This window comes from Bradyrhizobium zhanjiangense, from assembly GCF_004114935.1.
Taxonomy (GTDB): domain Bacteria; phylum Pseudomonadota; class Alphaproteobacteria; order Rhizobiales; family Xanthobacteraceae; genus Bradyrhizobium; species Bradyrhizobium zhanjiangense.
On record NZ_CP022221.1, the window covers coordinates 938,375 to 949,227 of the forward strand.

Here is a 10,853-nt window from a genome sequence, read left to right on the forward strand (position 1 = left end):
GCCTCACGCCAAGCCAATTGAGGACGCCGGAGGCGGTACCGCTGGCGGATCGCTGGCTTTCGGATCGCCCGGACGATGCTTCAACAGTTCGGTCATGCGGCCGGATATGTAGTCGAGCGCCGGTTTTGGCAGGTAGTTTGCGACCAACGTTGCAAGATCCGAGAAATGCGGCCCGATCAACAGCGAGACCTGTGCATCGCGCGTCTTTTCAACGAATGCTTTGAGGCGATCGTCGGCCGAGTAGGCCATGATCACCAAATGGGTCGACGGGATCGTGAGCATATCGAGCAGCACTCGATTGACATGATCGTCGCCGAACCCATAGCCGTAGGTCACGACAACGGCGTTAGGTCGGCAAGCTGCGGCCGCAAAATCGCGAAACAGCTCCGCATATGGATATTGCGTTGTTTCGACGTCCTTCGCAGGATTGGGATAGATCATGACCGTATCGACGGGTTCTTTGGGAATGTCGGTATGATCCGCAGGCGCTCCGAATGGGATGCCCTTGCGATAGATCCGCCGTTCGTCCTTATCAAAAAACCAGTCCAGTGAACCATGGAGCTTAGTCAGGCGAATGACGCCCTCCATGAACCGCGGCTCTCCCCGAATGCCGGGCGGATTGTAGTGGACATCAACTTCAACGCGCGACGCTCGGAAGACCGGGTTCAGGGCACCGACAAATCTATCGATGATCCGAAGACCTGCAAAATCGCAACCATGTTCGATCAGGCGGTCGTAGTTTGTTGTGAAGACGTGCAAACGTTCACGAGATGCAGCGCGGCTCGCAAAACTCAGCAGGAATGATTGCAGAGCACCTTGGGCAGCATCTTTTGAAGCGGGATCCTTTCCAGCAACAATCCCGCTTTCCGTCTTCAATAATGAAGTGAGAAAGCCAGATATCTGGGTGTCGATGCCCTTCTTGAGGGTTTTTTCTGCTGTCTTGTCGATGACCCCCAGCCCCTCGAGCAGAGCAAGCGCACTTCGAAACTGATCTTCGATGTTTGCCGCACCTCTTTTCATCGCCGTTGCTCCGGCCTGGGCGTGCGCATCGATCGCGGCGTCATATGACGTGCCAAATGTAATCTTGGCCATGCCTGTGGCCCCTACACCCGCCAGGTAACCAACCGCTGTGGTGAACCCACTGCCGAGCAGCAGGTTGAGGTGCTCTGCTTGGAAGACAGCAGAGAGCCACGGCTCGATATGCTTTCGAGCACTATTGGTCAGGGTGTCCAGTTCATCTGGGTCAGCGGGCAGATCGTCCCAGGCGCCTGAGTGACTGCCTACGCGATAAAAGTGCTTCTTATCCATACTTCCCCCAACCGCGTCTGCGGCTCTATTCTTCGCCAATCGCGCGCCATTCGGAATGGAGTAAATTTATCATCCCGCTATGCCTCATCGATTGCTGCTCCCGGCGACCATGGCCCGCTCGGCGGCCAAATTCGTTCTTCTTTCGATCCGACAACCAGCGGCATCAAGAAGAGGCGGAGATCGGCGACGGTAACGGCAAAAGCATCCGGTGCGGCTGCCATCCGATCGCGCCCGAGGAAGGCGTGCCACTGAGCAGCCCATGCTTCCGCAAATTCATCGGTCAGACCGATCGGGGCAACGGATGGGAGGACCGTTCCGCGACGCTCGAAGGTCCGCTGAATTGCCTCGGCAACAGCGGCCCGGCGAAGTTCGAATGTTCGGGAGATTACCCAGAGATCATAGAAATCCTTGAGCCGACTGTTGGCGACGCCGAGCGTCACGAGCGCTTCGAATTTCTCAGCCACCACTGTTTCGACCGGATATGCGCGAAGGTGCGGCGTTGGGGCGTCCAGCAGGGTGGGATAGTCGATCTCGACGGCCGCGGGTGTAATGGCGTCGCCGAAACCGATGTCGACCTGGATCGGAATTCGCGCCCCGGCGATAGTTGCCGTTGTGCGGACCCGCACGCCACCATATTCCAGCTCCTCACGAATCGGGGTCGCCATCAGCGCTGCGGCATCAAACGTCACACCGTCATCGACGACCGGCTGCGCACAAACGGCCCGGAAGGTTTCGGCAATGGTTTCGGAGTCGCGGTCGCCGTGGCCAAGCAGATCCAGATCGCGCGTAGGCCGAAACGGATCGGCTATCCAGGTCACGAAGAGCATCGCACCTTTGAGGATGAAGCGGTCGCGGTGCGGCGACGCGCTTAGCCGGTAGAGCAGACGCTCGAGCGCATATCGCGTCAGGAGAATCTGGAAATCCGATCGCTCGGCACGTGCCCGATCGAGGAGCCGCGCTCGCACTGATGCGCCGATGTTGCGAGGCTCACGCGCCATCGGACGCCATTGCTTCGACGTAGGGACGCAGGACCGACCAGACCCGCGCCTTGCGTGCGTAGTGCCAGAGTTGATCCGGCTTGCATCGGCGACGGCGGAGGCCTTCGCGCAGCCCCTCCATCGCGACGTCAAGGCCGATCTTGGTCCGGTAGCGAAAGCAATCGACAATTGTCCTCGCCGGATCCGTGATAGGAACGTCGACATTCTCAATGCGGTGACGCTCGATCCCTTCGGTAAGCGCCGATCCGGTGAATCGCACGAACCGGATAGGTGGATAATCGATCTTGGGTCGCCAGGCGGAGCGATCGATCGCCATCCATACAGCCGACGGCATCTGCAGCGTCAGTTCGTGGTATTGGAGGGCCGAGGTAAGACAGACCACACCCTTTGGAACCAGAACTGCTGCCTCGGCGAGGGTATGGGCAGCCTCGAGGTGGGCGTCGGGGAGTTGATAGAGGCCACGTGCTGGGCGGACGACTGCCTCCTCCCGAACAAGACGGGCAAGCGTCTCCGGGCCGATGCCTTCGGCGACGAAATCCTTCAGCCGGAGCATTCCTCGGGTCTTCAGGAGGTCGAGCGCGCGAAGTCGTTGGGCGCTGGTGGACGGCATGGAGTGTGACGTTTCCTCTGGTCTGAAAAGATATAGCAGAGTTTTTATCACAAGGTCGTTGGCTTGGAAATCCCCGAATCCTCGCCCGTCCCCGTCCTTACTCGAAGCTTGACCGAGAGGTGTCGGACGACGACGACACCGTCGCCGACCTAATATTTTCTTAGTGCCCGAGGAGACGGGAACGCGCGGGGAAACTCTCATGACCGGCGGTCGCTATCCTGTCAGCGTAATCCGGCCGTCCTTCAGCCGATGCCGACTGGCTTGTGCCAGATTGACCGTATTCCGCACGAAATCGAGCCGCGCAATCCCAGCGTGGTAGGCTCGAAACGCCTCGCTCAGGGCGTTATCCGTCACCTCAGGCGAGACTTGATCATCCTTGCCTGTCGTGAGCGGCACATCGTCGAGTGATAGCCCGCGCCCGCAAAGAAACGTCGTCACGATGACCTCGAAGGTCATCGGTGGACGGTGATCCATATGCGCCTCGTCCCGCGCGATGCGTTCGCCTGTCACGGCGCAGGAAACCAAACCGTCAGAACCGCTGTGGGTGGCGAAGAAATTATCGCGGGCCTTGTAGAGATCGAAGCGCACCGCACGTCGAAAGGCTTGGGCGACCTCCTGCTTACGGCTGGGTGGTCGCTGGGAGATGCAGTGCGGATAGGAGAAATCGGTGCCGCTGCCGTCGGTGCGGATGATCCGGAAGCATTGCGTCCCATGCTCGGTCATCATGACCTGAAAATGGCTGACGCCACAGCCCACCTTGGCAACATATTCGGTGTGGCGTTCGAGAAGAGCGGCAACGTCGAGGCCATCCTCGTCGCTCACTCGCTCACCGGGCTGGTAGCGGTTCAGCATGGCCTTGAAGAACGCCGTTGCGTCGCCTTGCTTCTCGAAGCTGCGTGTCGCCAGCTCGACGGGTTTCGAACGCCCCGCCATTCAAGCCACCCTTGCCGGTGCTGCCGCAAACTCGAACTGCGCCTCGCAGCCATTATGCGCGCATACCGGCTTTTTGAGAGTAAAGGGTCGCTGGAATTTCGTTCGACTGCACTTCTTGCAGGCAAACTGGCTGCGGAAAGTCTTAAACTCCTCCCAGCGCGCTTTCTCGTCACCAATCGAACCGTCGCCATAGGGCCCGTCCTGGAAGTGGCTGCCGAAATTTTCGATCTCGCCCTTCACCAAACTGTCGAGGAAGCGATTGTTGACGCCCGGCACCAGCGCAGGCACCAGCTTGGCATCCTTGAGCAGGCCGGCGAGCGCAGAGGCCAATTCGCTGCGTTCGTAGGAATAGGCCCTCTCCAGCGGTCGGATGCGGACGCTGACCCCGAAATCCCGACAGATGCCGAGAAGCCATTCCTCCTCCGCCTGGCGCATTTCGTTGGCCGCCGACTGGCCAGCCGCCCAACGCGCCTCGATCATCTCATCGCTGACCTTGTGATCAGCGAAGCGCGGCCCGTAGGCCGGATCGAGGCCAATGATCCGGGTGAAGTGCCACGCTTTCGCCTCGAGCTGATCCTTCAAATAATTGAAGAACCGCTCGTCGTGCGTGGTGATCAGGATCTGGCAGTCTCCGAACATGGTGGCGATGAGTCCGGCAATGGTGCGCCTATGATCCGCATCGTAGGAGGTCACGATGTCGTCGAGCGCGATGATGGGCGCGCCAGCATTAAATTGCTTGATTGCCGCCATGCGCAACGCCAGCGCCACCGAATGGATCTGGGAATCGCTCAAATAGCCACCCGGCTGCACGCCCGTGCGGTTCTTGGCGAAATCGATCAGGAGGTTGAGCCGCTGCTGGTTCGTGTCATCTTCCGCCGGCAGCTCCAACCGGATTGGCGCGGCGCCCGCGCCCTGGATCAGCTTGTAGATGTCGTTCATCGGCGTCTGAAGCTTGTCGAGCAGGGCCTGCACCTTCTTGCGGATCTCGGCCGAGATTATCGTCGCCTGCGCCGTCAACGCCTCGGAGAGTTTCCCCAGCTGAGTTCGCGTCCGCAGGGCGAGGTCCCGCTCGCTCAGTAGCTCCAGCAGCCGATCGATCTTCGTCTTGGCTTTGATATAGGTGTGGTCGCCTTGCTTCGACTCGATGTCGACGATGGCCTGATCGAGCATAGCGAGCAGCTTGGCGATCGAGGCAACGATATCGGCCGACGCTGGCACGGCAGCTTGAGGCCAGCCGGCAATGCCAGTTTGATATGCGATGAGATTGGCTTTTAGTTCCGCTTGATCGTCTCCGAGGAGGCCAATAAGCCCCGGTAACGCCGCCACCAATTGGGTATGAGCTTTGGTCGCCGCAGTATTGGCTGCGTCGAGCGTCTTCTTGGCGGCGGCATAATCGGCCAGCTCTTCCAGATGCTTGGCGATATGTCGTCGGATGGCCCCGGCATTGCCCGCCGCCGTGTCGGCTACGGGCGTTTCACAGACTGGGCATACAGCAGGCGCCGGTACACCTTCGGCGAAAAGCGGCTCTGCGGCTTTCCACAAAGCCTGAAACATAGTGCTCGCCGCCTTGCCGCGCTCCTCCGCTTCCTCCGCGACTGCGGCCGACAGCGCCCCCAAGGCCGCATCAAAGGTCGGAATCGCGCCACTGACGACGGTCTTGCCGCTCTCCGCGTCCGTTACCTCCGACCACAAAGCGGCCGCGGCGTTGCTGATCTGACGCAGGCCTGCAAGCCCTATCTTGTTCTCTTCGGCCTTGGCTCGCACTTTCAGCTCGATATAGGCCGGATCACCAGCCGTCAGCGCCACCAGCACTAGCGCCGCGTCGAGCGGAGCCAGGACCGACGTGTTGGCGTAAGCGAGGATCGCCACCGAATCCCAGGCTTTCACCATCTGGGCCGTCTCCCGAGCAAGCTGGGTGTCTGCACGCTGCAGTGCCGTGCCGTCCTCCGAGGCAGCCTTCACCTGCGTGCGCAGCGCGCGAATATTCTTCTGCACCTCGACCAGCGGGCCAAGCTGCAGCCAATTTGCGACATCCGTGTAGCGCTGTTCGGGCGTATGGATTTCGACGAACGTGCGCAGCGCATGCCCGCGGATGATCGGCGGCACCGCGAAGCAGGCGTTCAAAGTCGTGGCCACCGCCGGTATCGGTCGCTTCGCCCCCGCCGCCGCTCGGCTACCGTTGGTGGCATCCTTGCCCGAAACGACGCCAATCGTGACCGCCGGAGCGATCTTCGCTTCCTCCGACAGATTGTGCGCCATTGCGACGGGGCCGGCCTGGTTGTTGATAGTGCGCTGCCCGAGCCTTTCGAGTGTGCCATCCTTGGAGAACATGAATTCCAGCGCATCGATGACACTGGACTTGCCGCTGCCATTCGGCGCGAAGATCGCTAGGCAACGCTTCTTGCTGAAATCGAATGTCTTTGGTTGGAGATACGCGCGGAATCCAGAAAGTCCCAGGGACTGGAGGAAGTAAGGATCAGCCATTGGCCACCTCCGGTTTCGGAGGATTGGCACGTTCGCCTGCGAGTTTTAGGATGGCATCCTTGGCCTGAGCGACGGCGTTCTGTGCGGGCGCCGCTTTCAGGATGTACGTCCTCAGGATCTCCGCTAGGCCGGTATCGACACCTTCTCTCTGCTTCAGGCTCTCTCCCAATGTCATAAGAAATACCTCCGGCGAATCTGCCGGTTCTGCTTCACCTTCCACGCATTTAGCCCCCAGTTGTTTGTTTCTGACAATACACCGCGATTCACCAAAGGAGAATGACGCTTCGCTTGAAACTACGTGCCTTTATGGGGAAAGCTTTCCCCTGCGCCCGAGCCTATGGTCTCGGCCGACCCCTTCTGCGGGGAAACCCCGCAACGCCCCTTTAGAGTGAGAGGGCGGGCCGGCTTCGCCATGACGGGTTGGAGAACGGAGGAGAGGCCTCCGGCGCCTGTCGTGGAGATGAACCATGACCCAAGTCGAAGTTCTGAGCGCTGGCCGCGACCACGTCGGCGGCTACAAGGTGGACGTGACCCGCGGCGAGCGCGTCGGCCGAGTATCGTCGGAGTGGTTCTCGCGACCAGCGGATGAGCGTTATCTCTCGCTGTCAGACCTCTACGCCGCCGTGCACCGCCGGACCGAGCGTAGCCGGATCCGAACGGTCGACAGCGCTGCGATCGGGGTTGAGGCCAACCGCGACAACGCCGAGCGCCTGGCGCTGACTCTGCCCGGCTCCGATGCGCCGATCGCGCCGACCCACTGGAGCTTCGGCCAACTTGCCAGCCTGGTTGGAGCGCCGGCGGCTTACCTCCGTCAGCTTCCGGCGCCGCTGGCCGGTATTAACCTGCAATACGGCTTGACCTCTCATTCCGCGGAGCAGATGAAGACGCTCGAGATCGAAGACGGTCGAGTCGAGCTACGCGCAGTCACCGGGCCCACCTACGGGCGTATATTTGACCACGAACTTGTGGCGGCCGTGCAACGCATCGCCGGCAATGGCACAGGAGATACGCGCTGGAAGGTGCCGGGCGTGCTCAACTGGTCAACCGGAGTCTACAACCCGCGCGTCGACATCACCCAGGACACCACGACGCTCTACGCCTCCGATCGGGACGTTTTCCTCTTCCTGGTCGACGACCTCAACCCGATCGAGGCCGGCAGGCTGCGCGATGGCTCGCCGGACCTCTACTTTCGCGGCTTCTACTGCTGGAATTCCGAGGTGGGCGCGAAGACGCTCGGGATGGCGAGCTTCTATCTTCGCGCCGTCTGCCAGAACCGCAATCTTTGGGGCGTCGAGGATTTCGAGGAGATCACCATCCGCCACTCCAAATACGCCGCCTCACGGTTTGCCCACGAGGCGGCCCCGGCGCTGGCCAGCTTTGCCAGTTCCTCACCGATGCCCTTCGTCAACGGCATCAAGGCCGCACGGCAAAAGATCGTCGCCCGCACCGACGACGACCGCAACGAATTCCTGCGCAAGCGCGGGTTCTCGAAGACCGAGACAGCGAAGATCATCGAAAAGGTGCTATCCGAGGAAGGGCGCAAGCCTGAGAGCGTGTTTGATTTCGTGCAGGGCATCACAGCGGTTGCGCGCGGCAAGACCCATCAGGACGCACGACTCGATCTGGAGGCGCGCGCGAAGAAGCTGCTCGATCGCGCAGCCTGATACCGGAAAGCCGGAGATACGGAATGGCGTGTCTGGCGGCTTCGTGCCTTTCCGTTTCTCCTGATCGTCCATTTGCGGCGCGGCCCTTGAGAGGAAGAGGGCCGCGCTGCGCTTCGTGACGGGTTGGAGGACCAAAGAGAGTCTTTGGACCGCCCGTCGCGGAGTATCACCTATGGCTAACGCCGTTCAGAAGATCACCCTGTCGTCCTCGCGCGACATTCCCTTTAATAAGCTGGTGCTCAGCCAGTCGAACGTCCGGCGCGTGAAGGCCGGCATCTCCATCGAGGAGTTGGCCGAGGACATCGCCCGGCGTACCTTGCTCCAAAGCCTCAACGTTCGGCCGGTCCTCGACGCCGAGGGGGCCGAGACCGGCATGTTCGAGATCCCGGCTGGCGGACGGCGCTACCGTGCGCTGGAGCTGCTCGTGAAGCAGAAGCGCCTGGCCAAGACCGCGCCGGTGCCCTGCGTCGTACGCGATCCAGCAACCACCATTCTCGCCGAGGACGACTCGCTTGCGGAGAATATTCAGCGCGCGCCGCTACATCCGCTTGACCAATTCCGGGCATTCCTGGCTTTGCGCGAGAAGGGGCAGTCCGAGGAGGACATCGCCGCTGCCTTCTTCACGTCGGTTAATGTCGTGAAGCAGCGGCTGCGCCTCGCCGCGGTGTCGCCAGCGCTGCTCGACATCTATGCCGACGATGGCATGTCGCTCGAGCAGTTGATGGCTTTCACCGTCAGCGCAGATCATGGACGCCAGGAGCAGGTCTGGCAGGCCATCTCCGGCTCTTGGCAGAAGGAGCCCTATCAGATCCGCCGCATGTTGACGGAGAAAACCGTGCGCGCCTCCGAGCGGCGCGCTATATTTGTCGGCCTCGACGTTTACGAGGCGGCTGGTGGCGTAATGCTGCGCGACCTATTCCAGTCCGACGATGGCGGCTGGCTTGAGGACGTCGCTCTGCTCGACCGTCTGGTCGCTGAGAAGTTGAAGGCGGAGGCGGAAGCGATCGCTGCCGAAGGCTGGAAGTGGATCGAGGTCGCGATCGACTTCCCTTACGGCCATACGCGCGGCTTGCGCGAGCTGGACGGCGTATCCGCCGATCTCACCACCGAAGAACAGGCGACCATTGAGGCGCTCGAGGCCGAATATGCCAAACTCGAAGCCGAGCATGACGGCGCGGATGAGCTACCCGACGAGGTCGACCAGCGACTTGGCGAAATTGAGACGGCTCTCGGCGCCTTCAACGATCGATCCGTCATCTATCAGCCGGCCGACATCGCCCGCGCGGGCGTGTTCGTCGGCATCGACGCCGACGGCAAGCTCTTGGTCGATCGCGGCTACGTCCGACCCGAGGACGAAGTGCCCGTGACCGAACCAGAGCAGGGCGGGGGCAGCGAACCCGATGCCGCGGCCCTCGACGGCGCCGAACCATCACCGCCCGTTGTCCAGCGCGCAGTCATCACCATCGGCGGGCAGGTTGCGGAGCCCGAGGACGAGGATGACGATGCGGTGAAGCCGCTGCCGGACCGCCTGCTGACCGAGCTCACGGCGGAGCGGACGCTGGCGCTGCGCGACAAGCTGGCGATCACGCCTTCGGTCGCTTTCCAGGCGGTGCTGCACAAATTCTGCCTGGACGTGTTCTCCCGCTATTCCTCCTACGGAACGGCGATGGAGGTCTCCGTGCGCAGCGCGAGTTTCCCGGTGCAGGCGCAAGGGTTGAAGGACACCCCGGCGGCCAAGGCGATCGACGCGCGCCACAAGACATGGGAGGAGCGCCTGCCCAAGGACAAAGCCGGTCTCTGGGACTGGCTCACCGGGCTGACGGGCGACGAGCAGGCGGCGCTCTTTGCGCACTGCGCCTCATTCGGCGTCAACGCGCTCTACGAGAAGGGCAACCCCTACGGCGGCGCCACCCCGCACGCCGTCGAGCAGCGGATCGCGGATGCCGATCGCATCGCCCTTGCCGTCGACCTCGACATGGTGGCGTCCGGTTGGCGCCCGACCGTCGAGAACTATCTCGGCCGCGTGCCGAAGCGCCGCATCCTGGAGGCGGTGCGCGAGGGCGCCGGCGAGCGGCCCGCCCAGCTCATCAACCATCTGAAGAAGGGCGACATGGCCAAGGAGGCCGAACGCCTCCTGGCCGAGACCGGCTGGCTGCCCGAGCCCCTGCGAATGGCCGATGCCGACCAGGCGGCGACCGTCGACGCCGCGGAGTCCCAGGGCGATGACGAAGCGCTACCGGAATTCCTCGCCGGCGACGACGACGAAACCCCGGCTGACGAAGCGGACGAACCGCACATGATCGCGGCCGAATAGCTCGAGCACGCGGGACGGCTTCCGCCGTCCCGCGTCTCTTCACTGTCCCTCCCCCAAAGTCCGGCCCGTGCCGGGCGTTTTATATTATTATGGAGGCTCTCGTGCCCCTCTTTACCATCGAGACTACCTATCGTCTGCCGATCCATCGGCAGCGAACTTACGAAGCCGAAACGCTAGACCAAGCCTGCGATCTCGCGATCACCGACGAGGGCTGGGACGACAGCAAGCTGGACGTTGAAACGTCCGGCGATACCTATGTCACTGGTGCCTGGGAAGGCCGCGACGCCGCCTATATCGGCCGGCCCCTGTCGTTTCCCTCACGTTTTGACGAGCAGGTCCAGCGCAAGGCCGATCATTTCGAGGTGCTGCTCGGTCTGCTCAAGGTACTCACCCACGCTCCGGAGGGAGGCTCAGCGGATGTCAAGCTTTGGCGCCGGCGGGCGGACGCCGCCATCGCGAAGGCCGAGACCATTCTCGCGCGCGAAAACGATCCGATCGAGGGAGCTGCGTCATGAGCCAATACATCGTCACCGTCGTCGAGC

General features: G+C 62.0%; 9 protein-coding genes. 3 read left to right on the top strand and 6 right to left on the bottom strand.

The window, feature by feature from the left end; translation table 11 throughout:
* Positions 1–3: 3 nt before the first annotated feature.
* From XH85_RS04405 to XH85_RS04430, 6 genes are all read right to left on the bottom strand, one after another.
* Positions 4–1,308: an SIR2 family protein gene (locus XH85_RS04405; protein WP_128930910.1), complete on the bottom strand. Its 1,305-nt coding sequence runs from the start codon at positions 1,306–1,308 to the stop codon at positions 4–6.
* A gap of 77 nt (positions 1,309–1,385) precedes the next feature.
* Complete coding sequence (locus XH85_RS04410) at positions 1,386–2,306, bottom strand: nucleotidyl transferase AbiEii/AbiGii toxin family protein (protein ID WP_128930911.1); 921 nt, start codon at positions 2,304–2,306, stop codon at positions 1,386–1,388.
* Complete coding sequence (locus tag XH85_RS04415) at positions 2,296–2,916, bottom strand: type IV toxin-antitoxin system AbiEi family antitoxin domain-containing protein (RefSeq protein WP_164940681.1); 621 nt, start codon at positions 2,914–2,916, stop codon at positions 2,296–2,298. The genes XH85_RS04410 and XH85_RS04415 overlap by 11 nt, the downstream gene beginning before the upstream one ends.
* Positions 2,917–3,129: 213 nt before the next feature.
* Positions 3,130–3,849, bottom strand: a complete 720-nt coding sequence (locus XH85_RS04420) for a DCL family protein (protein WP_128930913.1) — start codon at positions 3,847–3,849, stop codon at positions 3,130–3,132.
* On the bottom strand, positions 3,850–6,333 hold the full coding sequence (locus XH85_RS04425) for an AAA family ATPase (RefSeq protein ID WP_245473881.1): 2,484 nt from the start codon (positions 6,331–6,333) through the stop codon (positions 3,850–3,852).
* Positions 6,326–6,553 (bottom strand): hypothetical protein, encoded by a 228-nt coding sequence (locus XH85_RS04430; RefSeq protein WP_128930915.1) that lies wholly within the window; start codon positions 6,551–6,553, stop codon positions 6,326–6,328. The genes XH85_RS04425 and XH85_RS04430 overlap by 8 nt, the downstream gene beginning before the upstream one ends.
* Positions 6,554–6,800: 247 nt before the next feature.
* Between XH85_RS04430 and XH85_RS04435 the strand changes: the two genes are divergently transcribed.
* The 3 genes from XH85_RS04435 to XH85_RS04445 all read left to right on the top strand — a co-directional run bounded on the left by XH85_RS04435 (position 6,801) and on the right by XH85_RS04445 (position 10,826).
* Positions 6,801–7,997, top strand: a complete 1,197-nt coding sequence (locus XH85_RS04435; RefSeq protein ID WP_128930916.1) for a DUF932 domain-containing protein — start codon at positions 6,801–6,803, stop codon at positions 7,995–7,997.
* Between the two features lie 172 nt (positions 7,998–8,169).
* Positions 8,170–10,311, top strand: coding sequence for a ParB/RepB/Spo0J family partition protein (locus XH85_RS04440; RefSeq protein WP_164940682.1), 2,142 nt, complete (start codon positions 8,170–8,172; stop codon positions 10,309–10,311).
* Positions 10,312–10,412: 101 nt separating this feature from the next.
* Positions 10,413–10,826: a hypothetical protein gene (locus tag XH85_RS04445; RefSeq protein WP_128937091.1), complete on the top strand. Its 414-nt coding sequence runs from the start codon at positions 10,413–10,415 to the stop codon at positions 10,824–10,826.
* Positions 10,827–10,853: the final 27 nt, after the last annotated feature.